This window comes from Burkholderia sp. AW49-1 (assembly GCF_053427845.1).
In genome coordinates this window covers 32376-54128 of the sequence record NZ_JBSAXF010000031.1, presented here as the reverse complement: position 1 = coordinate 54128, position 21753 = coordinate 32376, and the positions used below count along the sequence as shown (strand labels likewise).

Annotated in this window: 21 protein-coding genes; 10 read left to right on the top strand and 11 right to left on the bottom strand. The window is 65.9% G+C overall.

Annotated features, from left to right (window positions below):
* Positions 1 to 36 precede the first annotated feature (36 nt).
* The gene (locus ACV22W_RS28925; RefSeq protein WP_162499716.1) at positions 37 to 219 is read left to right on the top strand and encodes a hypothetical protein; all 183 of its coding nucleotides are present in this window, start codon (positions 37 to 39) and stop codon (positions 217 to 219) included.
* Positions 220 to 239: 20 nt separating this feature from the next.
* On the opposite strand, the gene ACV22W_RS28920 is transcribed toward ACV22W_RS28925, so the two are convergent.
* Together ACV22W_RS28920 and ACV22W_RS28915 are read right to left on the bottom strand one after the other, a co-directional pair.
* Positions 240 to 485, bottom strand: a complete 246-nt coding sequence (locus ACV22W_RS28920; protein WP_011657350.1) for a hypothetical protein — start codon at positions 483 to 485, stop codon at positions 240 to 242.
* 54 nt (positions 486 to 539) lie between these two features.
* A complete protein-coding gene (locus ACV22W_RS28915; protein WP_448022865.1) occupies positions 540 to 1760 on the bottom strand; it encodes a JmjC domain-containing protein in 1221 nt (406 codons plus the stop codon).
* A gap of 32 nt (positions 1761 to 1792) precedes the next feature.
* On the opposite strand from ACV22W_RS28915, the gene ACV22W_RS28910 reads away from it, so the two are divergent.
* Positions 1793 to 2335 (top strand): FKBP-type peptidyl-prolyl cis-trans isomerase, encoded by a 543-nt coding sequence (locus ACV22W_RS28910; RefSeq protein ID WP_448022864.1) that lies wholly within the window; start codon positions 1793 to 1795, stop codon positions 2333 to 2335.
* On the opposite strand, the gene ACV22W_RS28905 is transcribed toward ACV22W_RS28910, so the two are convergent.
* Together ACV22W_RS28905 and mutS are read right to left on the bottom strand one after the other, a co-directional pair.
* Positions 2315 to 3586: a hypothetical protein gene (locus tag ACV22W_RS28905; RefSeq protein WP_448022863.1), complete on the bottom strand. Its 1272-nt coding sequence runs from the start codon at positions 3584 to 3586 to the stop codon at positions 2315 to 2317. The genes ACV22W_RS28910 and ACV22W_RS28905 overlap by 21 nt on opposite strands.
* Positions 3567 to 6224 (bottom strand): DNA mismatch repair protein MutS, encoded by a 2658-nt coding sequence (mutS, locus tag ACV22W_RS28900; protein ID WP_448022862.1) that lies wholly within the window; start codon positions 6222 to 6224, stop codon positions 3567 to 3569. Before mutS ends, ACV22W_RS28905 begins: the two co-directional genes overlap by 20 nt.
* A gap of 9 nt (positions 6225 to 6233) precedes the next feature.
* On the opposite strand from mutS, the gene ACV22W_RS28895 reads away from it, so the two are divergent.
* Positions 6234 to 6569, top strand: coding sequence for a hypothetical protein (locus ACV22W_RS28895; RefSeq protein ID WP_448022861.1), 336 nt, complete (start codon positions 6234 to 6236; stop codon positions 6567 to 6569).
* Between the two features lie 119 nt (positions 6570 to 6688).
* On the top strand, positions 6689 to 7579 hold the full coding sequence (locus ACV22W_RS28890) for an amino acid ABC transporter substrate-binding protein (protein WP_448022860.1): 891 nt from the start codon (positions 6689 to 6691) through the stop codon (positions 7577 to 7579).
* Between the two features lie 116 nt (positions 7580 to 7695).
* Here the strand turns inward: ACV22W_RS28890 and ACV22W_RS28885 are convergent, their stop codons facing one another.
* From ACV22W_RS28885 to ACV22W_RS28875, 3 genes are all read right to left on the bottom strand, one after another.
* Positions 7696 to 8601 (bottom strand): helix-turn-helix domain-containing protein, encoded by a 906-nt coding sequence (locus tag ACV22W_RS28885; RefSeq protein ID WP_448022859.1) that lies wholly within the window; start codon positions 8599 to 8601, stop codon positions 7696 to 7698.
* Positions 8602 to 8841: 240 nt separating this feature from the next.
* Positions 8842 to 10464: an NAD(P)/FAD-dependent oxidoreductase gene (locus ACV22W_RS28880; protein ID WP_448022858.1), complete on the bottom strand. Its 1623-nt coding sequence runs from the start codon at positions 10462 to 10464 to the stop codon at positions 8842 to 8844.
* Between the two features lie 110 nt (positions 10465 to 10574).
* Positions 10575 to 11378, bottom strand: a complete 804-nt coding sequence (locus ACV22W_RS28875; protein ID WP_059464161.1) for an inositol monophosphatase family protein — start codon at positions 11376 to 11378, stop codon at positions 10575 to 10577.
* A gap of 279 nt (positions 11379 to 11657) precedes the next feature.
* On the opposite strand from ACV22W_RS28875, the gene ACV22W_RS28870 reads away from it, so the two are divergent.
* Positions 11658 to 12482 (top strand): RNA methyltransferase, encoded by an 825-nt coding sequence (locus tag ACV22W_RS28870; RefSeq protein ID WP_448022857.1) that lies wholly within the window; start codon positions 11658 to 11660, stop codon positions 12480 to 12482.
* A 311-nt stretch (positions 12483 to 12793) separates the two neighbouring features.
* A complete protein-coding gene (gene cysE / locus ACV22W_RS28865; protein ID WP_448022856.1) occupies positions 12794 to 13567 on the top strand; it encodes a serine O-acetyltransferase in 774 nt (257 codons plus the stop codon).
* A 40-nt stretch (positions 13568 to 13607) separates the two neighbouring features.
* Here the strand turns inward: cysE and ACV22W_RS28860 are convergent, their stop codons facing one another.
* From ACV22W_RS28860 to ACV22W_RS28845, 4 genes are all read right to left on the bottom strand, one after another.
* Entirely contained in the window at positions 13608 to 14408 is an 801-nt protein-coding gene (locus ACV22W_RS28860; protein ID WP_448022855.1) for a UDP-2,3-diacylglucosamine diphosphatase, read from the bottom strand.
* Positions 14409 to 14435: 27 nt separating this feature from the next.
* A complete protein-coding gene (locus tag ACV22W_RS28855) occupies positions 14436 to 14927 on the bottom strand; it encodes a peptidylprolyl isomerase (RefSeq protein ID WP_006483987.1) in 492 nt (163 codons plus the stop codon).
* Between the two features lie 88 nt (positions 14928 to 15015).
* Positions 15016 to 15591 (bottom strand): peptidylprolyl isomerase, encoded by a 576-nt coding sequence (locus ACV22W_RS28850; RefSeq protein ID WP_012364186.1) that lies wholly within the window; start codon positions 15589 to 15591, stop codon positions 15016 to 15018.
* Positions 15592 to 15630: 39 nt separating this feature from the next.
* Positions 15631 to 16353 carry a tetratricopeptide repeat protein gene (locus ACV22W_RS28845; RefSeq protein WP_448022854.1) on the bottom strand — a complete coding sequence of 241 codons (723 nt, stop codon included), beginning with the start codon at positions 16351 to 16353 and terminating at the stop codon, positions 15631 to 15633.
* Between the two features lie 234 nt (positions 16354 to 16587).
* On the opposite strand from ACV22W_RS28845, the gene cysS reads away from it, so the two are divergent.
* From cysS to tilS, 4 genes are all read left to right on the top strand, one after another.
* Positions 16588 to 17985 carry a cysteine--tRNA ligase gene (gene cysS, locus ACV22W_RS28840; RefSeq protein ID WP_448022853.1) on the top strand — a complete coding sequence of 466 codons (1398 nt, stop codon included), beginning with the start codon at positions 16588 to 16590 and terminating at the stop codon, positions 17983 to 17985.
* 43 nt (positions 17986 to 18028) lie between these two features.
* Complete coding sequence (locus tag ACV22W_RS28835; protein WP_448022852.1) at positions 18029 to 18898, top strand: DNA-3-methyladenine glycosylase family protein; 870 nt, start codon at positions 18029 to 18031, stop codon at positions 18896 to 18898.
* Between the two features lie 99 nt (positions 18899 to 18997).
* Positions 18998 to 19969, top strand: coding sequence for an acetyl-CoA carboxylase carboxyltransferase subunit alpha (locus ACV22W_RS28830; protein WP_006478433.1), 972 nt, complete (start codon positions 18998 to 19000; stop codon positions 19967 to 19969).
* Positions 19970 to 20012: 43 nt separating this feature from the next.
* Positions 20013 to 21419, top strand: a complete 1407-nt coding sequence (gene tilS, locus ACV22W_RS28825) for a tRNA lysidine(34) synthetase TilS (protein WP_448022851.1) — start codon at positions 20013 to 20015, stop codon at positions 21417 to 21419.
* Positions 21420 to 21753 lie beyond the last annotated feature (334 nt).

Here is a 21753-nt window from a genome sequence, read left to right as displayed (position 1 = left end):
AAAAACCGGCCCGAAGGGCCGGTTTTTTTTCAGCTGATGCTGAGGCTTACTGGCTTGCGCCCGAAGCCGGAGCAGCCGTCGCTGCCGAAGCAGCCGACGCCACAGCAGCAGCTGCGTCGCTCGCAGCAGCCGTCGCCGACGAAGCAGCAGCCGAAGCGTCGCTCGCAGCACCAGCAACTGCCGAAGCAGCCGACGAAGCAGCAGCCGATGCGTCGCTAGCAGCCGACGAAGCAGCTTGATCAGCGCTCTTGTTGCAAGCAGCCAGTGCAACAGCAGCCAACAGGGAAGCTACGAGGAGGGATTTCTTCATGATCACGTCCTTTTATGGTTAAAGGTAAGCAACAGCGCGAAACAATACCGGTAATGTGCTCCAACACCGACCTGGGCCGCTGGTGGAGACGCACTTCTAGAGCGTGAATCTTCCCTACGGCTTGGGCGGAAATTATATGCACTTTCCTATCGACCGTCGACAAATGCGGGGTCAATACGTTGTCTTTCCCATACAGAATTTGATCTGCACGGGCATACGGGGCGGCTCACTAAATCCGGTTTCCGACCCGTAACCAGCCCGCACAATACCATTCGTGCAGCAAGGCTGTCATTGAGGGAACCCGGGATAGTGTTACAAACCGTTTCGCCTCCATGTGGCGCAGATTGGCCAGTTCGGGCAGCCATTCGCCGGCGTGCTCGAGTGGTTCTTCCTCGCCATTAATGAAGTACGAGCGCGCGTTATACATCAATGCGGCTCGTCTGTCGAGATACACGCCGCGGCGCGACGCCTGCGCGACGAACGCGGCCTCGGACAGCGGGCGCGCCGGCGGCTCGAATACGACGTTTGATTTGGGTTCGCTCAGGTAGCAACCGAGGAATTCGGCGATGTCGCGCTTGCGCCAGCGGATCGCATCGACGATCTCGGCGACGCGCTCGACCATTGCCGGCGGGAGTTGCGCAGGGGTGTCGACCGCCGGCTGCTTCGGGTCGCGGTAAAGCGCGTTGCCACGCTCGTCGCGCAGGCCGCCGCGTTCCGCGAGGTAGTACAGGAATTGCGCGCCCAGCTCCCCGGCGGACGGCGCCCGGAAGCCGATCGAGCAGGTCATGCATTCGCCTTCGGCCACGCCGTCGTGCGCGATGTGCGGCGGCAGGTACAACATGTCGCCCGGCTCCAGCACCCACTCGTCGCTCGGCTCGAAATGCTCGAGGATCTTGAGCGGGACGTCCGGCTGCAGCGACAGGTCCTTCTGCGCACCGATGCGCCAGCGGCGCCGGCCCTCGACCTGCAGCAGGAATACGTCGTACGAGTCGAAGTGCGGGCCGACGCCACCGCCGTCCGTCGCGTACGAAATCATCAGGTCGTCGAGGCGCGCGTCCGGGATGAAGCGGAAGCGATCGAGCAGCGCGCGTGCCGCGTCGACGTGCAGGTCGAGCCCCTGCACGAGCAAGGACCAGGACTTGCGCGAAACGGCAGGCAGCGCGCCCGGCTCGAACGGACCGTGGGCCAGTTGCCACTTGTTACGAAAATGGGTGATCAGTCGCGATTCGGCGTCATAGTCGGCTGCCAGCTGGAACAGGGCGTCGCGGTTGACCGGCGGCTTCACGCCCGGGATTGCCTGGCGGATCAGCAGCGGCTTCTTCTGCCAGTAGCGGCGCATGAATTGCGCCGGCGAGAGGCCGCCGAGCAGCGGCGTGGGAAGATCGGAAGGCGGCGCGCCGAGCGGGGCGGCAGCGGTATCCCGCGGTTCGGCTTGAGACCGGTTGCGCATCGTATAATGAGACTTGTATTTGGGAGAATTGGATGAAAATCGCAAAAAACACCGTCGTGTCGGTCGCTTACAAGCTGTCGGATGCGCAAGGCAATCTGATCGAGGAAAGCGACGAGCCGATGGTTTATCTGCACGGCGGCTATGATGGCACGTTCCCCAAGATCGAGGAACAGCTCGACGGCCAGGAGCCCGGTTACCAGGCGCAGATTCAGCTCGAGCCGCAGGACGCGTTCGGCGACTACGATCCCGAACTCGTGAAGATCGAGCCGCGCGATCGTTTTCCCGAGCCGATCGAAGTGGGCATGCAGTTCGAAGGCACGCCGGAAGACGGCGACGAGGAAGTGGATTCGCTGATCTACACGGTCACCGACATCGCCGAGGACAAGGTCGTGCTCGACGGCAACCACCCGCTCGCGGGCATGGCGCTGCGTTTCGCGCTGACGGTCAAGGACGTTCGCGAAGCGACCGAGGACGAGATCGAGCATGAGCACGCGCACGGCGCGGAAGGTCTCGAAATCGTCGACGAGGACGAAGACGAGGACGGTGACGCGCCGTCAGGGCGTACCCTGCACTGAGCTGGCGGGCAGGCCCGGCGCCGGCCCCGAAGCAGGGGGCGGCGCGGGCCACGAAGCGCCGCCCGGTGTCGTGCCGTCGCCCTGCAGCGGCGGCGCGACCGACGACGAGTCGGGCAATGCCGGCAGAGCCGGGATCTCCGGCATCTGCGGCAGCGGGACCTCATCGCGCGGCACGGCCGGCAGCGCGGGCGGGATCGGCAGATTCTTCGGGACGTCCTGCACGCTCACGTTGAAAATCGTCTGCCGTGCCGGCGACACGTTGACCTTCACCCACTGATTCGCCGGATGGCGCGGTCCGATCGCGACACACGTCACATTTCCCACCAGCACGCCGTCGTCTGCATGCAGCGGGCGATCGATCAGGAAGCCGTTCGCAAGTGGCTCGCTGCTCGCGTGCATCACCAGGATCGGGCCGCGGAACGTCGCCGCCGCCTTCACCAGCGTTCGTTTCAGTTCACGAAACCCGTCGCGGATGCGCGGTCGGTTGAAACGCAACCACGCAAAACGTTCGGCGCGCTCATAGCGATCGAACTGCGGATCACCCTCGAAAATCACCACCATCGCGCGCGCCTCGCGTCGCTTCGCGTATTCGGCCGCATGGTCGATCCAGAAGCCGTTCGCAATGATGCGGTCCTCGAATTCGCCGTTGCGCCCGCCGGCCGTCAGATAGTGGTTGTTCGGTGCCGGTGCGTTCAGCGCGACGTAGACGACGTCGTCATGCAGCCAGCGCGCGTTTTCACGATAGGGCCGGAAGCGGGCGACCTCGCTTTCGCGCGTGATCTGCAGCGCGCCGGGGTCGGGCAGCGCTGCGTCGGCCAGTAGCGTCTGACGCAGGAAGTCCAGGCGTTCGACCGGGTCGTAGCTGCCGCCTGCCGCCGTGTTGCATGTCACCCAGTCGTCGTGACCGGGAATGAACACGAGCGGCACGCGCGATGCATCCAGGATCGCGCTGCGCTGCGTATAGAGTGAATCGCGGCACGCTTCCTTCGCACCCTTGATGTTGCCTGCATAGACGACGAAGGCCAGATTGCGCTCGCGCGCGATCGATTCGAACAGCCGCTGTGCGGCAGGTTCGTCGGCCGGCGCGTCGATGACGCCCGACACGACCGCGAACGAATAGGGGGCGGCGGCACGTTTGGGCGGCGCGGCCAGCGCGCCGGCCTGCGCCAGCGCGAGCATCGCCGCGACCAGCGCAGCGATGGCCCTGGCCGGCCAGCCCGACGGGGTGCGTTTATGCGTGCCCGTCGGCATCGTGCGAGCGGACGAGCGTGCGCAGTTCGTACAACAGGTCGAGCGCGTCGCGCGGCTTGAGGTCGTCGGGATCGATGTCGCGCAGCCTTTCGAGTGCCGGATGCGGGATCTCCGACGGCGTGGGCGCATCCGCGCATTCGAGTTCGTCAGTCGCGGCGGGCGGCGCGCTGAACAGGTCGAGCTGCGGCGTATGCTGCGTGGCCGACTGCTGTTCGAGATACGCGAGATGCTTGCGTGCGGCGCGGATCACCGGTGCCGGCACGCCCGCGAGTTGCGCAACCTGCAGCCCGTAGCTCTGGTTCGCCGGGCCTTCGTTGACCGCGTGCAGGAACACGATGCCGTGACCGTGCTCGACGGCCGACAGATGGACGTTGGCCGCTTGCGGGAATTCTGCGGGCAATTGCGTCAGCTCGAAGTAATGCGTCGCGAACAGCGTGTAGCAGCCGTTTTGCGCCAGCAGATGGCGCGCGATGGCCCATGCGAGCGCGAGGCCGTCGAACGTCGACGTGCCGCGGCCGATTTCGTCCATCAGCACGAGGCTCTGCGGTGTCGAGTCGTTCAGGATCGCAGCCGCTTCGGTCATCTCGACCATGAAGGTCGAGCGGCCGCCGGCGAGGTCGTCGGCCGCGCCGATCCGCGTGAAGATCCGGTCGATCGGACCGAAGCAGGCCGACTTCGCCGGCACGTAGCTGCCGACGTACGCCATCATCGCGATCAGCGCCGTCTGCCGCATGAAGGTCGACTTACCGCCCATGTTCGGGCCGGTGATCAGCAGCAGTTTGCGCTCGGCGCCGAACCGGCAGTCGTTCGCGATGAACTGCTCGACCTGCGCTTCGACGACGGGGTGACGCCCCTGTTCGATCTCGATGCCGATTTCGTCGGTGAAGGTGGGTGCAACCCAGTCGAGCGTGCGGGCGCGCTCGGCGAACGCGGCTAGCACATCGAGCTCCGCGAGCGCCGACGCGACGCGCTGACACTCGGCAATGAACGGCAGCAGTGCCTGCAGCACGCTGTCGTACAGCGCGCGCTCGCGGGCCAGCGCGCGTTCCTGCGCGGACAGCGCCTTGTCCTCGAAAGTCTTCAGTTCGGGCGTGATGTAGCGCTCGGCGTTCTTCAGCGTCTGGCGGCGGCGATAGTCGTCGGGCACCTTGTCGGTCTGGCCGCGCGTGACCTCGATGTAGAAGCCGTGCACCTTGTTGTATTCGACGCGCAGGTTCGCGATGCCCGTGCGGATACGCTCGCGCGCCTCGAGATCGATCAGGAACTGCCCGCAGTTCTCGGAGATGTCGCGCAGCTCGTCGAGCTCCGCATCGTAGCCGCGCGCGATCACACCGCCGTCGCGCACCATCGCGGCTGGCTCGGGGGCGATCGCGCTGGTCAGCAGGTCGAGACATTCGGCGGGCGGCGCGAGCGCCGCGTCGACGCGCATGAGCGCGTCCGCGTTCGCGACGATCGCGCTGATGCGCTCGCGCAGCGCGGGGAGCGCGGCGAACGTATCGCGCAGGCTCGACAGATCGCGCGGGCGCGCGGACAGCAGCGCGAGACGCCCGGTGATCCGCTCTACGTCGGCGATCTGGCGCAGGGCGGTTCGCAGTGCGTCGAGGCTCGCGTTCACGGGCGCCTCGAGCAGTGCGCCGATCGCTTGCTGGCGTGACTGCGCGGCGACGGACGCGCGCGGCGGGTGATGCAGCCAGTGACGCAACAGGCGGCTGCCCATCGTCGTGCAGCAGGTGTCGAGCAGCGAGTACAGCGTCGGCGATTCGGTGCCGCGTAGCGTTTCGGTCAGTTCGAGGTTGCGGCGCGTTGCCGGATCGAGCCCGATGTATTCGGTTTCGTTCTCGACCTTCAGGCTGCGCACGTGACGCAGTTGCTGACCCTGTGTAGCGGCCGCGTACAGCAGCAGTGCGCCGGCAGCGCCGCATGCACTCGTCAGCGAATGCGCGCCGAAGCCGTCGAGGCCCGCCACGTCGAGCTGGTCGCACAGGCGCTGCGTGCCCGACGCGATATCGAAGTGCCATGCCGGCACGCGCTTGATCGCGCCGGCGCCGGCGGGCACGGCGTCGGTCGCGCCGTCCGCCGTGAGGATCTCGGCCGGCCGGATGCGTTCGAGCGCGGCACCGAGCTGCTCGGGTTCGATTTCGGCGAGCCGCAGCGCGCCGCTTGCGAGGTTCAGCCACGCGAGGCCGATGTTGACCGCCACGCCACGCTTGTTGTGGCCCGTGCACATCGCGAGCAGGTAGACGTCGTTCTTGTCGGACAGCAGCGCCGCGTCGGTCAGCGTGCCGGGCGTGACGACGCGCACGACCTTGCGTTCGACCGGCCCTTTCGACGTCGCAGGGTCGCCGATCTGCTCGCAGATCGCGACCGATTCGCCCATCTTCACGAGCTTCGCCAGATACTGTTCGACCGCGTGATGCGGGACGCCGGCCATCTTGATCGGCGTGCCGGCCGATGCGCCGCGTTGCGTGAGGGTCAGATCGAGCAGGCGCGCCGCTTTCTCCGCATCTTCGAAGAACAGCTCGTAGAAGTCGCCCATCCGGTAGAAGACGAGCGTGTCGGGGTGATCGGCCTTGATGCGCAAGTACTGCTGCATCATCGGAGTGTGGCCTGCAAAGGCCTCGGGCGACAGCGTGGTCATAGATCCGGCATGAAGTTGTTGCTTGAGTTGCCCGAGTTTACCAGTGGCTTCGACGAATACGGTCGAAGTTGGCCGCTCGGCCAGCAGATCGCGCGATACGACTCCGTGTCCGGCAACAATTCTGGCTCGTGCGACCGGGTCTCTCGGGTGGTCCCAAGAGATGGCGCCGGTGTTTGTCTTGCAGGCATGACGCTTATGGAGATCAGCCAAGGCGGGCAGGCGGCCTGTCGACCAACCGGATTTCAATGCGGTTTGCGGCATCGTGCTGAAACCCAGTCCCGGCGCTCGTTCCGAGACAACTGCGCCGTTGACCTGAATCAATCGGGGGCGATCGGCTCCGATTAAAGTGAATTCACGTCGAAATCGATGAGCGCGCGGCAAGGGATAAGACGTGCGGTCCGCTACCGACGGTGACGGCTCGGCAAATCGAGCTTCTGCAGAGAATACGTCGTGAAAGAGGCATCATGAGATCCCCATCCTTTGCCATGCTCGCCGCATTATTCGCGGGATATGCCGTGTCGATGACTGCCAATGCGCAGACGTTAGACAAAATCTCCCGGTCCAATCAAATCGTTGTTTCGTACAGGGAAGCCGCCGTACCGTTCAGCTATCTGCTGACGCCGCATAAAGCCGTCGGCTTTTCGATGGACGTAACGGAAGCGATCGTCGACGACGTTCGCAAGGCACTTCGCAGACCGGATCTGAAGGTAGCTTACGTGCCGGTCACCGGTCAAAATCGAATTCCGCTGCTCGTCAATGGCACCTACGATCTGGAGTGCGGGTCGACGACAAACACGTCGGCACGTGGCAAGGACGTCGCGTTTTCGATCAATTACTTTTATGCCGGCACGCGACTGATGGCAAAACGGGCGTCGGGCATTGGCGGCTATGCCGACCTCGCGCACAAGACCGTCGCGACAGTCGGCGGGAGCACGAACGAAAAGACACTGCGACGCCAACTCGAAGCGCAGCACATCGATGCCGAAGTCGTGCTGACAAAGGACTACGCCGACGCATTGAAAATCGTCGCGGACGACAAAGCGGCAGCGCTCGCCCTGGATGACGTGCTGCTCTACGGGCTCAGGGCCAACGCGGACGACCCGAGTACGTGGGCCGTGACAGGAGACGCGCTGCAGGTGGAGCCGTACGCATGTATGGTGCGCAAAGACGATCCGGCGTTCAAGCGACTCGTCGACGGCACGCTCACTCGGCTCATGAAGAGCGGCGAATTCACGCGCCTGTACGCAAAGTGGTTCGAATCGCCGATTCCGCCACGCGGCGCGAATCTCGACATGCCGATGAGTGCGGCACTAAAGGGAAATCTGCTCACGCGCAGCGATCGACCTGCACAGTGACGATCGATCGGGCGGGCGCAAGTCCTGGCGCGGCGTTGTACGACAGGACTTGTCGAATCATGCGGGACAACAAACAGATACGCGCTTGCGAAAGCCGAGCGTCGCTCCTGCGGCCCTCAAACGTTGTCCATGCGCCAGCGACGCGGCGTCACTCCGGTGGCGCGCGTAAATGTTCTCGTGAAGTGGCTCTGGTCGGCGAAGCCGCATGCGTCCGAGATCATATGCAGGGGCATGGACGACGTGCGCATGTACATGATCGCTCGCTCGATGCGCTGATTGATCAGCCAGCGATGGGGCGGTAACCCGGTGGTCTGATGAAAGGCTTTGACGAAATGGCCGCGAGACAGGCCGCATGCTTTCGCCACATCGGCGATCGAGATGTTCCCGGTAAGGTGTTCGAGAAGCAATCCTTTCGCCATTCGCTCCTGCCATGCCGTGAGTTTGCAGGTCGACTTCTCCCGGCGCTCGCCGACGCCGCCATACAGGCGCGCGACATGCGCCTGGAAGGCGAGCGCGACGTGGTCGATAAAAAGCTGCGACGCGTGTTCGGGCCGCGCTAAAGCGGGGAGCAGAGCCTGGCCCAGGCGATGGATGATCGGATCCGTCGCGCTCAAATGCGGCGGCAAGTAAAGCTGTGGTCGCTGCCTGCCTCCGATTTCATCGACTGTCTCCTCCAGCGTTCGGCGAGGGAGGTGAAAATGGATACAGTCGAATGCTCCCTTCAGGTCGGAAACCCATCTGCGATCGAGGTCATGAATCGTGACGGTCCCCGCGTCGTAGGGGACGAAACGGGCGACACGTCCGTCAAGCCACAACTCCTGTTCGCCGAACGCGCGCAGTTGCAACACGATCAGATCGGCGTCTTCAAGTTCATATGGCGCAGTTCGGCCAATATTTCTACGTGATGTTTTCAATCGGCTGATGCCGACCTGGGAATGCGGCAACGTCTGTGTGACCACGCTTTGCCTGAGGTCAGCCGGCATGAAATCAGATGACGCGTTGTCCGACTGTGCGGCGGCCATGGATGCACGGAAACGTAGAGAACTTGGGGCGCGAAGTATACCAAAGCGAAATTTGGCCCGGCGTCGGTCGTGTCCGGCACATCGACCTTTGAATGGCTGGGGCGCAGCGAAACCCGGCCGGGGATCGCGATCAGAGACCGTCGGCCCGATGTGGCGATTCGAGCGCGCCCCGGGCACGCATTGAACATGCCGGCTTCACCCGGCGCACGGGCGTGCGTGCGCCGAGTTCGCCCTGCAATATCAGGGCGTGTGCGCCGACATCAGATCGAGCGCCACCGCCTGCGCGACTTCGATGCCGTCGATCGCTGCCGAATAGATGCCGCCCGCATATCCGGCGCCTTCGCCGGCCGGATACAGCCCTTCGACGTTCACGCTCTGGTAGTTGTCCTTGCGCCGGATCCGGATCGGTGACGACGTGCGCGTCTCCACGCCAGTGAGCACCGCATCGTGCATCGCGAAGCCGGCGATCTTCTTGTCGATCTGCGGCAGCGCTTCACGAATGGCTTCGATCACGTAGTCGGGCAGCGCGGTGCTGAGATCGGTCGGGCGCACGCCCGGTTTGTACGACGGCACCACGGAGCCGAGCGAAGTCGACGGCCGGCCCGCGATGAAATCGCCGACCAGTTGCCCGGGCGCGCTGTAATCGCCGCCGCCGAGCTCGAACGCGCGTTCTTCCCATTTGCGCTGGAACGCAATGCCCGCCAGCGGGCCGCCCGGATAGTCTTCCGGCGTGATGCCGACGACGATGCCCGCATTCGCGTTGCGCTCGGCGCGGGAATACTGGCTCATGCCGTTGGTGACCACGCGGCCCGGCTCGGAGGTCGCTGCGACCACCGTGCCGCCGGGGCACATGCAGAAGCTGTAGACGGCGCGTCCGTTGCTGCAGTGGTGAACCACCTTGTAGTCGGCCGCGCCCAGTTGCTTGTGACCCGCGAACTTGCCGAAGCGGCTGCGGTCGATCAGCCCCTGCGGGTGTTCGATCCGGAAACCGAGCGAGAACGGCTTCGCTTCGACATACACGCCGCGGTCGTGCAGCATCTGGAACGTGTCGCGCGCGCTGTGGCCCACGGCCAGTACCACGTGATCGCACCGGAGCGTTTCGCCGTTCGACAGCGTCAGCGAGCGCACCTTGCCCTGGTCGATTTCGATGTCCTCGACCCGGGTTTCGAAGCGTACTTCACCGCCCAGTTCGTGGATGGTCGCGCGCATCTTTTCCACCATGCTGACGAGGCGGAACGTACCGATGTGCGGGCGGCTCAGATAGAGGATGTCCTCCGGTGCACCGGCCTTGACGAATTCGTCGAGCACCTTGCGGCCGTAGTGGTGGGGATCCTTGATCTGGCTGTAAAGCTTGCCGTCGGAAAACGTCCCCGCGCCGCCTTCGCCGAACTGCACGTTGGACTCGGGATTGAGGACGCTCTTGCGCCACAGGCCGAAGGTGTCCTTGGTGCGCTCGCGCACGGCCTTGCCGCGCTCGAGGATGATGGGGCGGAAACCCATCTGCGCGAGGATAAGGCCGGCAAACACGCCGCACGGCCCCATGCCGATGACGACCGGGCGCAGGAAGTCGGCGTGCTCGGGCGCCTTCGTGACGAAGTGGTACGCCATGTCGGGCGTCACGCCGCAATGCGGCGTGCCGGCGAGTCGCGGAAGCACGGCCGCTTCGTCCTTGACTTCGACGTCGACGATATACGTGAGCTTGATGTCGGCGCGCTTGCGCGCATCGTGCGCACGGCGGAACACCGTGTAACGGAGGAGCCCGTCTGCCGGCACGCCAAGCTCCGCGAGGCGCGCGCGGATCGCGGCTTCGAGGGCGCTGTCGGGGTGGTCGAGCGGGAGTTTAAGTTCGCTTAGCCGTAACATGAGTATTCGGATACGGTCGCCATGATGTCGTGGCGGTGTTGAGACAGGCGGGGCGGCGTGCTGGCGGCAGGGATCTGCGTCCAGCCGCGCCGCGCGGGCGCGGCCCGGATTTACTCCGCTGCCGGATGCATGCGGCTGTAGCGGTTCAGGATCGGAATCATCTGCGCGTAGATCTTCGGGTTCGCCGCGACGATCTCATGACGATGCAGGAAGTCGGCGTCGCCCGTGTAGTTGCCGACGAGGCCGCCGGCTTCGGTGATCAGCAGGCTGCCCGCCGCCATGTCCCACACGTTGATGCCCTGCTCGAAGAACGCGTCGAGACGGCCGGCCGCGACGTTCGCGAGATCGAGCGCGGCCGCGCCCGGACGGCGCAGCCCCGTGCAGGCCTGCGTCATTTCGGTGAACAGGCGCGCATATGCATCGAGGCCGTCCTTCTCGCGGAACGGGAAGCCGGTGCCGACCAGCGCGTCCGCCAGGCGGTCGCGACGGCCGACGCGGATGCGGCGGTCGTTCAGGTACGCGCCGCGGCCGCGGGTGGCCGTGAACAGGTCGTTCTTGTTCGGATCGTAGACGACGGCCTGCGTGACGACGCCCTTGTGCTCGAGCGCGATCGACACGCAGTAGTACGGGAAGCCGTGGATGAAGTTGGTCGTGCCGTCGAGCGGATCGATGATCCACTTGAATTCGGATTCGTTCTCGGATTCGCCCGATTCTTCCGCGAGGATCGCGTGGTCGGGGTAGGCGGTCTTCAGCGTCTCGATGATCGCCTCTTCGGCGGCTTTGTCCACTTCGGTGACGAAGTCGTTCTGCTGCTTCTTGCGGATCTCGATCAGGTCGAGGTCGAGCGAGGCACGGTTGATGATCTGTCCGGCGCGGCGCGCAGCCTTGACAGCGATGTTGAGCATGGGATGCATGAGCCTGGATCCTGTAGCCGGCGGCACGGGCCGCCACGAAGTGGAACACACCGCCCGGAACGGCGCAAACGTGCCGGGCGAGATGAGACGCGAATTGACAAAGAGCAGGGTACGACCCGTGTCGCATGGGATGCGACACGTAAACGCATGATTTTACCCGATTTTCGAGAGTTTCAGGTGGCCGGAATGCGGGGAAACCCCACTGGCCGTCCGGACGAGTGGGTTTGCCGGGGCGATGGCGATACCATACTGCCATTCTGATGAACCGAGTCGTATGTAGTGGAAACCCCGCAGAACCTTGCCGCGCCGTCCGAATCGGGCGCGGCCTCGTCCCCGCCGCCGTCCGGCGGCTTCACGTCCACCCGCTTCGTGCTCGTCGAGCCGAGCCATCCCGGCAATGTCGGGGCGGCCGCCCGTGCGCTGAAGACGATGGGTTTCTCCAGGCTCGTACTCGTCGCGCCGCGCGCGCCGCACGTGCAGAGCGACCCCGAGGCGATCGCGATGGCGAGCGGCGCGGACGACGTCCTCGCGTCCGCGCATGTCGTGCCCACGCTCGGCGAAGCGTTGTCCGGCGTCCAGTGGTCGATCGCGATGACTGCCCGCGCGCGCGAATACGGGCCGCCGCGCCTTGCGCCGCGCGCGGCTGCCGAACAGGCGCGCACGCAGGTCGGCACCGGCGACATCGCGCTCGTATTCGGCAACGAGCGCACCGGCCTCGCGAACGAGCACGTCGACCAGTGCAGCGCGCTCGCGCACATCCCGGCGAATCCGGCTTACAGCTCGCTGAACCTCGCGCAGGCGGTCCAGGTGCTCGCATACGAACTGCGCGTCTCGCTGCTGGAGCAGGGGAGCGAGCCAGCGCATTCGGCGCCGGCAGAAGCCGGCACGCTCGCGCAGAGCGACGAGATCGAGCGGATGTACGCACACCTCGAGAACGCGCTGATCGCGCTCGATTTTCTCGATCCGCGCAACCCGAAGAAGCTGATGCCGCGGCTGCGGCGCCTGTTCGCACGCACCGGTCTCGAGCGCGAGGAGGTCAACATCCTGCGCGGCATCGCGAAGCACATCCTGCTGAAGTCCGGCACGTCGGACGGCGACGCGTAAGCGGCCCGGCGCGCCGGCTGCCGGGCGCTCGCGCGCTGCACGGCTGCCCCCGCCCGCGAACGCCGCGTTGCATCGACCGCTCGATGTCGGTGACTTGATGCGCGCCGATCCAACGGAAGGCCGTGTCAATCCGCCGCGACGGGCGTTCCGCACGAATACCCGTGCCGCCGGCGGGGTGAACACCCGACGCCGTGCGGCCGCGCGCGAGTGGCCCTACAATCGCCGGACGTCATAAGCAAATTACCCGGTGCGATAACGGCCGGCCATTGCCGGCGGGGCGCGCCGGCCTTTTCCCCAGCCCAGATCAGATCATGTTCACTAGACTGCGCGAAGACGTTGCGACGATTCGCGAGCGGGATCCCGCCGCTCGCAGTGCCTGGGAAGTGCTGACCTGTTATCCGGGGCTGCACGCGCTCGTGCTGCATCGCTTCGCGCATGCGTGCTGGCGCGCGAAGCGCTACTGGCTCGCACGCTTCGCGTCGCAGGCCGGGCGCTTCCTGACGGGTATCGAGATTCACCCGGGCGCGACGATCGGCCGGCGCGTTTTCATCGATCACGGGATGGGTGTCGTGATCGGTGAAACCGCGATCGTCGGCGACGACTGCACGATCTATCAGGGCGTGACGCTCGGTGGCACGTCGCTCACGCGCGGCGCGAAGCGCCATCCGACGCTCGAGGCCGGCGTGATCGTCGGCGCGGGCGCGAAGGTGCTCGGCGGTTTCACGGTCGGCGCGGGTGCGAAGATCGGTTCCAACGCGGTCGTCGTGAAGCCGGTGCCGGCAGGCGGCACCGCGGTCGGTAATCCGGCGCGCATCGTGATGCCGGCACAAGCGAAGCCGCAGCCCGAGCGCGCCGCGTTCTGCGCGTACGGGATCACGCCGAACGCGGACGACCCGATGTCGCTTGCGATTCACGGTCTGATCGACCACGCGGCGAAGGAAAGCCGGCGCGTGGACGAGATCGTCGCGGCGCTCGAGCAACTCGGCACGCATCTGGAAACGCTGCAGGGCACGGACGCGGCGCGTCTCGACCTCCGCAGGCTGTCGGCGGTGCTGGAAGGCAAGGCGCTCGAGCGCCAGTCGTAACGTGGCGCATGCCGGCGGCCGCCGGCATGCGCCGATCGCGTCAGTCGAGCGGCATCGCGTGGATGCCTTCGGCGTCGACGCGCAGATAGCCGCCGCGCGGCATGCCGTGATCGAGATCCCAGTCGGGCAGTACCCAGCGAATCCCACCCGGTTCGGCATGGCTTGCGGGGCGATGCGTGTGACCGTGAATGATCACGCTCGCGCGGCTCTTGCGGAACAGCGCGGCGATGCCTTCACGCGTGACGTCGTAGAGCGCCGAGGCAGGGCGCATCCGGCCCGCTTCGCTGTTCGAGCGCATTCGTTGCGCGAGCGCGCGGCGCCAGCGGAACGGCCACGCGAGAAACAGCGCCTGCGCGACGCCATTGCGGGCAAACCGCCGAAATATCTGGTAGCCGCGATCGGCCGTGCATTGCGCGTCGCCGTGGGCGAGCACGATGCGCTGGCCGAACGACGTGATCAGCGCCGGATCGGGCAGCAGCATCGCGCCAGCAGCCTTCATGAATCGCCGGCCGAGCAGGAAATCGCGATTGCCGTGCATCACGTAGAGCGCAATCCCGCGTTCCGAGAACGTATGCATCAGCGCGGCCATGCGCGCCGCGAACGGATCGTGGTCGAGCACGTCGTCGCCGATCCAGTATTCGAACAGGTCGCCGAGGATGAACACCGAGTCGGCGCTGTCTGCCGTGTATTTCACGAAATGCTCGAACGCGGCGACCGTCTTCGGAATCGCCTCGCTCAGGTGCAGATCGGAGAGAAACAGGAACGGGCGTGCGGCTTGCGCGTATTCGCGCTCGCCCGGCACGCCCGCGGAGACGCTTCGCGGCGGACTCTCCTGCAACATCGAAGTGCCTCCGTATCGGACTATGCGTCAGACCACCACGGCCTTTTCGATCACGACGTCGTCGGTCGGGACGTCCTGGTGGAAGCCCGCGTTGCCCGTCTTGACGCCCTTGATCTTGTCGACCACGTCCTGGCCTTCGACGACCTTGCCGAATACGGCGTAACCCCAACCCTGCGGCGTCGGCGACGAGTGGTTCAGGAAGTCGTTGTCGTTCACGTTGATGAAGAACTGGGCGGTCGCCGAGTGCGGATCGTTCGTGCGCGCCATCGCGATCGTGTAGTTGTCGTTCTTCAGGCCGTTGTTCGCTTCGTTGTCGATCGGCGCGTCGGTCGGCTTTTGCTTCAGGCCCGGCTCGAAGCCGCCGCCTTGAATCATGAAGCCGTTGATCACGCGGTGGAACACCGTGCCGTCATAGTGACCCTTCTTCACGTAGTTGAGGAAGTTCTCGACCGTCTTCGGTGCCTTGGCGGCGTCCAGCTCGAGCTTGATCACGCCGTGGTTCGTGTGCAGTTCAACCATGATGAATTCCTTCGGTAAGGCGGTTTAAATGGCACGCGGCCGGTCGTGCGACGCGGCCGCGTGTGGCGCCGGACGAGCCGGCAGGTGCTTATTTCGAGACGATGCTGGCCGATTCGATCAGGACCGGTTGGGCCGGCACGTCCTGCATCGGGCCGCGCGAGGTCGTCGCCACGCCTTCGATCTTCTTCACGACGTCGAGGCCCGACACGACCTTGCCGAACACGGCATAGCCGTTGCCGTCCGGGTTCGGGTAGTCGAGGCCGCTGTTGTCGACCGTGTTGATGAAGAACTGCGCGGTGGCCGAATTCGGATCGCTGGTACGCGCCATCGCGATCGTGCCTGTCAGGTTCTTCAGACCATTGCGGCTTTCCAGCGGGATCGGCGCGCGGGTCGGCTTCTCCTCGAAGTTGGTCTTGTAGCCGCCGCCCTGGATCATGAAGCCCTTGATCACGCGATGGAAGATCGTGCCGTTGTATTGGCCGGCCTTCACGTAATCGAGGAAGTTGGCGACCGTCTTCGGCGCCTTCTCCGGATAGAGCTCGACGCGGATGTCGCCCTGCGAGGTCTTCAGCTGCACGACGGGGTGCGCGGTGGCCGATTGCGCGAACGCGGGCGCGGTCGCGAGAAGGGCGGCGCCGCCAAGCGCCAGCAACAGACGTTTCATTGCGATCCTCAGAATGGGAGGGAAGGAAAGTTGCGCCGCTTACTGCGACGGCGCGACGTACGGCGCCGTCAGCGCACCGGACGGACCGTTGAACTGGAACGTCGGCGACATCGGCAGCGTGGTGGTGCCCACGTTCGCGGCGGCGCGATCGGTATACGCGCGCGTGGCCGGCGTGACGGCGCGCGCGTTCGCCGCCGCCTTCGGCGGCGACACGATCTTCTGCAGGTCGGCGAGGCGCTGCGCGGTCGCGCCGCTCGTGCGGCCGAGCGATTGCGCGCGCTTGTACGATTCGGCCGCGAGGCGCAGATAAAGGTCGCCGAGGTTCTCGTACGCGAGCGAGTAGCTCGGGTTCGATTGCGTCGCGGTGACGAGCGCGCTGCGCGCTTCGTCGTAGCGGCCGTGCTTCGCGTAGAGCGCCGCGAGGTTGTTGTACGGTTCCGGCAGTTCGGGGTAGGCCTGCGTGATCGCGACGAACTGCTGGATCGCGTCGTCGTCGCGGTTCAGGCGGGCGAGCACGGTGCCGCGCTTGAACTGCGCCTGAACGTCGTGCGGATTCGACGCAATGCGTGCGTCGAGTTGCGCGAGCGCCTGTTTCCACTGCTTGCCGGCGATCGATCCGTCGATCTCGGGCGTGCCGTCGGCGGTGGCCGGGGCCTTTTGCGCGTATGCCGCGGGGGCCGCGAAAAGCGTCAGTGCGACGCCCATGACGGCGGTCGCAACGAGGGTCGCAGCGCTCGGCGCGCGGCCGCGATGAGGTTTCATAGGCGTAAATCGGAATGTTATACTCCGAGCCATTCTAACAAAACGTCTGCGCGTTCCGGCGAGCCGCAGATAGTCTTTCTTTGCCTCTCGTGGCCGTCACCGCTGTGCTTGCAGCCTGACCGCCCCATGTGATACCGAGGACGCGCGGCGTCGTGCCGCGGCAGGTGGTCCGTCCGTTTCGCATGCTGGGCGAGCTTCGCCAGGGCGGTTTCCTTCGGCTCACGGTTCATCTCTATGGAATCACTGCGCATCTACAACACGCTCGCGCGTGACAAGCAAGTTTTCGTGCCGCGCCAGTCAGGCGAAGTGCGGATGTACGTATGCGGGATCACCGTCTACGACTATTGTCACGTGGGCCACGCGCGCATGCTGGTCGTGTTCGACCTCGTCCAGCGCTGGCTGCGTGCGATCGGCTATCGGGTCACGTACGTGCGCAACATCACCGACATCGACGACAAGATCATCCGCCGAGCAGTCGAGAACGGCGAGACGATCAAGTCGTTGACCGACCGCTTCATCGGCGCGATGCACGAGGATGAAGCGGCGCTCGGCATCCAGCGGCCGGACATCGAGCCTCGCGCGACGCAGTTCATTCCGCAGATGCTCGGGATGATCGAGCAGCTCGAGACGAACGGCTACGCGTACCAGGCGACCGACGGCGACGTCAATTATTCGGTGCGCAAGTTCGCGAACTACGGGAAGCTGTCGGGCAAGTCGCTCGACGACCTGCGCGCGGGCGAACGCGTCGCCGCGAACGACGCGAAGGAAGACCCGCTCGATTTCGTGCTGTGGAAGCGCGCGAAGGCGGACGACCCGGAAGGCGCATCGTGGGCATCGAAGTACGGGATGGGCCGGCCGGGCTGGCACATCGAGTGCTCCGCGATGGGCTGCACGCTGCTCGGCGAGCATTTCGACATCCACGGCGGCGGCCAGGACCTGCAATTCCCGCACCACGAGAACGAGATCGCGCAGAGCGAAGGCGCGACCGGCCAAACGTTCGTCAACTACTGGATGCACAACGGCTTCGTGCAGGTCGACAACGAGAAGATGTCGAAATCGCTCGGCAACTTCTTCACGATCCGCGAAGTGCTCGAGCGCTACGATGCCGAGGTCATGCGCTTCTTCATCGTGCGCACGCACTACCGGTCGCCGCTCAACTACAGCGACGTGCATCTCGACGATGCGCGCGCGTCGCTCACGCGCCTGTATACGGCGCTGAAGGATGTCGAGCCCGACGCGCTCGCGCTCGACTGGAACGAGCCGCATGCGCAGCGTTTCGCGGCCGCAATGAACGACGACATCAACACGCCGGTCGCGGTGGCGACGCTGTTCGAGCTGGCGGGCGAAGTCAACCGCACGCGCGATGCATCGCTCGCGCGGCAACTGAAACAGCTGGCGGGCCTGCTGGGCCTGCTTGGCCGCGAACCGCGCGCGTTCCTGCAGCAGGGTACGGGTGCCGCGCAGGCGGGCGGGCTCGCAGCCGACGAAATCGAAGCGAAGATCGCCGCACGTGTCGCGGCGAAGCAAGCGAAGGACTATGCCGAAGCGGACCGGATTCGGGCGGAACTGCTCGACGCCGGCATCGCACTTGAAGACAAACCGGGCGGATCGACCGAATGGCGTCGCGTATGAGCGCGGTGCGTTCCACTGACCGATCCGTCAGGTAGGAGGCAAGATGGCAACGGCCAGAAAAGCGCCGGTCAGGCGCGCGACTCCGCTCGCCGCGCGTCCGGCGGCCAAGCGCGCGCCAGCGGCGAAGGCGGACGTGACGCGCGCCGTGCCGAACGGTGCGCTCAACGGTCATGCGAAGCCCGCACGCGGGAAGGGCGCGGACGCGGTGCAGCCGGAGGTCGCGATGGCGGCCGCCGACGCGGCCCGCAAGGTGCGTGCAGCCGATGCGGCAGTCGACGGCGCCGATGGTGTCGTGCGCCCCGCATACTGGGACAAGGCGTGCGCCGATCTCGTCAAGCGCGACCGCATCCTGAAGAAACTGATCCCGAAGTTCGGCCCCGCGCATCTCGTGAAGCGCGGCGACCCGTTCGTCACGCTCGCGCGTTCGGTCGTCGGCCAGCAGATCTCGGTGCCGTCCGCGCAGGCGCTGTGGGCGCGCATCGAGGATGCGTGTCCGAAGCTCGCACCGCAGCCGGTCATCCGGCTCGGGGCGGACAAGCTGATCGCGTGCGGACTGTCGAAGCGCAAGACGGAATATATTCTCGACCTCGCGCAACACTTCGTGTCCGGCGCGCTGCACGTCGACAAATGGACGTCGATGGACGACGAGGACGTGATCGCCGAACTCACGCAGATCCGCGGCATCAGTCGCTGGACGGCCGAGATGTTCCTGATCTTCAACCTGTCGCGGCCGGACGTGCTGCCGCTCGACGATCCGGGCCTGATCCGCGCGATCAGCGTCAATTACTTCAGCGGGGAGCCCGTCACGCGCAGCGAGGCGCGCGAAGTGGCCGCCAATTGGGAGCCGTGGCGTACCGTCGCGACCTGGTACATGTGGCGCAGCCTCGACACGCCGGACGTCGACGCCGATTGACGGCTATCGGGTTTTGAACATCAATAGTTGAGAGCCGGTCTTGCACGTCGCCCGCGCGGGTAGAATACGCGCTGCCGCAAGACCCAAGGATTCGAACACATGAAGACCACGTTTCTGGATTTCGAACAGCCGATCGCCGAACTCGAGGCCAAGATCGAAGAGCTGCGATTCGTGCAGGACGACTCGGCTGTCGATATTTCGGAAGAAATCGAGCGTCTGTCGAAGAAGAGCCAGCAACTGACGAAGGACCTCTACGCGAATCTGTCGCCGTGGCAGGTCTCGCAGATCGCGCGGCATCCGCAGCGTCCGTACACGCTCGATTACGTTGCGGAACTGTTTACCGATTTTCACGAACTGCATGGCGACCGCGCATTCGCGGACGATCTTTCGATCGTCGGCGGTCTCGCGCGCTTCGGCGGCCATCCGTGCATGGTGATCGGCCATCAGAAGGGGCGCGACACGAAGGAACGCGCGGCGCGCAACTTCGGGATGCCGCGTCCGGAAGGCTATCGCAAGGCCGAACGCCTGATGCGTCTCGCCGAGAAGTTCGGGCTGCCGATCTTCACGTTCGTCGACACGCCGGGCGCGTACCCGGGCATCGGCGCGGAAGAGCGCGGCCAGTCGGAGGCGATCGGCCGCAACCTGTACGTGATGGCCGAACTGAAGACGCCGATCATCACGACCGTGATCGGCGAGGGCGGTTCGGGCGGCGCGCTCGCGATCGCCGTGGCCGACACCGTGATGATGCTGCAGTTCTCGACCTATTCGGTCATCTCGCCGGAAGGCTGCGCGTCGATCCTGTGGAAGAGTGCCGCGAAGGCGCCCGAGGCAGCGGAAGCCCTGGGCCTGACCGCGCATCGCCTGAAGGCGCTCGGCCTGATCGACAAGATCATCAACGAGCCGCTCGGCGGCGCGCACCGCGATCCGAAGGGCATGGCCGCGCTGCTGCGCCGTGCGCTCGCCGATTCGCTGCGCCAGTTCCAGGGCATGAGCATCGATGCGTTGCGCGAGCGCCGCTTCGAGCGCCTGATGGCCTACGGCAAGTTCAAGGAAACGACGCCCGGCGCATGACCGGCGTGTTCGCATCGCGCGCCGTCGGGCGTGCGTCTGTCTCGTGATCCCCTCGACCGAATTCCCCGCCGACCGCATCGTTCTCGACGCGGTCGGCGTTGCGCTTGCCGATGTGCCGGCTGATGCGCGCATCGCGATCGCGTACAGCGGCGGTCTCGACTCGACCGTGCTGCTCGACGCGGCCGTGCGCGTGGCGGGTGCATCGCGCTGCGTCGCGCTGCACGTGCATCACGGCCTGAGCGCGAACGCCGACGCATGGGTCGCGCATGCGCAGGAGGTGGCCGAGCGACTCGGCGTCGCGTTCGAATCGGAGCGTGTCGACGTGCCGCGCGACAGCGGCCTCGGCGTCGAGGCGACCGCGCGCGAGCGCCGCTATGCGGCGCTCGACGCGATGTGCGAACGTCATGGCGTGGCCGCGCTCTGGGTCGCGCAGCATGCCGACGACCAGGCGGAGACCGTGCTGCTGCAGTTGCTGCGCGGTGCGGGGATCGCCGGCCTGGCCGCGATGGCGCCGCGTTATCGCCCTGACGGTGCGGGCGTCGAGCGCGTGCGACCGCTGCTGCGATTGTTGCGCGCGCAACTGGAGCGCTATGCGGCGCAGCGCGGGCTGACGTGGATCGACGACGAATCCAACGCCGATACGCGCTATGCGCGCAATGCGCTGCGCGTTGACGTGCTGCCGTCGCTCGCCGCGCATTTCCCGGGCTTTCGCGATGCGCTGGGCCGCGCGGCCCAGCATGCGGCCGCCGCGCAGCGGCTGCTCGACGATCTCGCCGAACTGGATTTCGCCGGCGCCGCGCGTGACGACGGCCGCGCGCTGTCGCGCGATGCGCTGATCGCGTTCGACGACACGCGCGGCGCGAACCTGCTGCGTTTCTGGATGCGCCGGCTCGGCTTGCCCGGCGCATCGGCAGGGCGGCTCGCGAACATGATGCGGCAACTGCGCGCCGCGCACGACGCGCATGCGCTGCGGGTCGATCACGCCGGGCAGTGTCTGCGGCTCTATCGCGACACCGTGTACTGGGAGGCGGGCGACAGCGCCGAACCGGCCGACGACGGTACCGGAACGCCGCATCCCGAATCCTCGCTTGCGTGGGACGGCCAGGAAGTCTGGCACGTACCGGCATGGCGCGGCACGTTCGTGTTCGCGCCGGCCGAAGCCGGCAGCGACGGTGCGGTGCCGGAGGCGCTGCTGCGAAGCGCCGCGCTTGCCGCGCGCGCCCGCGCGGGCGGCGAGCGGCTGCGTACGTCACCTGGCGGCCCGGGCCGCACGCTGAAGAATCTGTTCCAGGAGCGCGGCGTGCCGGCCTGGCAGCGCGACGTGCCGCTGTTGTTCGCGGGCGACCGGCTCGTCTACGTGCCGCGGCTCGGCGTGAATCATGGCGACGGGCTGTCCGGCGACGGCGGGTGGCGCCGGATCGAGTGGCGTCCCGACCTGCTGATCGCGTAGCGGCGGCACGCTTCCGGCCGCGCGATCGCGCGCCGGTTTTCATCATTTGGTAAACAGCGCCGGAACGCTTGCCAAACCGGCGGGCGGCTTGTCAAGCGGGCCTCTATCGGGTACGCTCGGACGTTTGCTCGGCTCGATTTTTGAGCGATTTGTGCAGGTTTTCCGCGTGACGTACCCGGTTTGCGCGGCCTGATCGGCCTTCCGGGCAAAATCCGTCACGCTTGCGTGTTGCGTCCCAGCCGTCCCCCTCGTCGTCCGTCCACAGCCACAAGCCGCGTGACCGAACGGCAACTCGGCCTGCCCTGCGCGCCCGTGCGGCTTCTCCTTCAGTTCA

Coding starts and splice junctions, on each gene's coding strand:
- ACV22W_RS28925 (WP_162499716.1), top strand. CDS start 37: ATGCTGAGGCTTACTGGCTTGCGCCCGAAGCCGGAGCAGCCGTCGCTG.
- ACV22W_RS28915 (WP_448022865.1), bottom strand. CDS start 1,760: ATGCGCAACCGGTCTCAAGCCGAACCGCGGGATACCGCTGCCGCCCCG.
- ACV22W_RS28910 (WP_448022864.1), top strand. CDS start 1,793: ATGAAAATCGCAAAAAACACCGTCGTGTCGGTCGCTTACAAGCTGTCG.
- ACV22W_RS28905 (WP_448022863.1), bottom strand. CDS start 3,586: ATGCCGACGGGCACGCATAAACGCACCCCGTCGGGCTGGCCGGCCAGG.
- mutS (WP_448022862.1), bottom strand. CDS start 6,224: ATGACCACGCTGTCGCCCGAGGCCTTTGCAGGCCACACTCCGATGATG.
- ACV22W_RS28895 (WP_448022861.1), top strand. CDS start 6,234: ATGAAGTTGTTGCTTGAGTTGCCCGAGTTTACCAGTGGCTTCGACGAA.
- ACV22W_RS28890 (WP_448022860.1), top strand. CDS start 6,689: ATGAGATCCCCATCCTTTGCCATGCTCGCCGCATTATTCGCGGGATAT.
- ACV22W_RS28885 (WP_448022859.1), bottom strand. CDS start 8,601: ATGGCCGCCGCACAGTCGGACAACGCGTCATCTGATTTCATGCCGGCT.
- ACV22W_RS28880 (WP_448022858.1), bottom strand. CDS start 10,464: ATGTTACGGCTAAGCGAACTTAAACTCCCGCTCGACCACCCCGACAGC.
- ACV22W_RS28875 (WP_059464161.1), bottom strand. CDS start 11,378: ATGCATCCCATGCTCAACATCGCTGTCAAGGCTGCGCGCCGCGCCGGA.
- cysE (WP_448022856.1), top strand. CDS start 12,794: ATGTTCACTAGACTGCGCGAAGACGTTGCGACGATTCGCGAGCGGGAT.
- ACV22W_RS28860 (WP_448022855.1), bottom strand. CDS start 14,408: ATGTTGCAGGAGAGTCCGCCGCGAAGCGTCTCCGCGGGCGTGCCGGGC.
- ACV22W_RS28855 (WP_006483987.1), bottom strand. CDS start 14,927: ATGGTTGAACTGCACACGAACCACGGCGTGATCAAGCTCGAGCTGGAC.
- ACV22W_RS28850 (WP_012364186.1), bottom strand. CDS start 15,591: ATGAAACGTCTGTTGCTGGCGCTTGGCGGCGCCGCCCTTCTCGCGACC.
- ACV22W_RS28845 (WP_448022854.1), bottom strand. CDS start 16,353: ATGAAACCTCATCGCGGCCGCGCGCCGAGCGCTGCGACCCTCGTTGCG.
- cysS (WP_448022853.1), top strand. CDS start 16,588: ATGGAATCACTGCGCATCTACAACACGCTCGCGCGTGACAAGCAAGTT.
- ACV22W_RS28835 (WP_448022852.1), top strand. CDS start 18,029: ATGGCAACGGCCAGAAAAGCGCCGGTCAGGCGCGCGACTCCGCTCGCC.
- ACV22W_RS28830 (WP_006478433.1), top strand. CDS start 18,998: ATGAAGACCACGTTTCTGGATTTCGAACAGCCGATCGCCGAACTCGAG.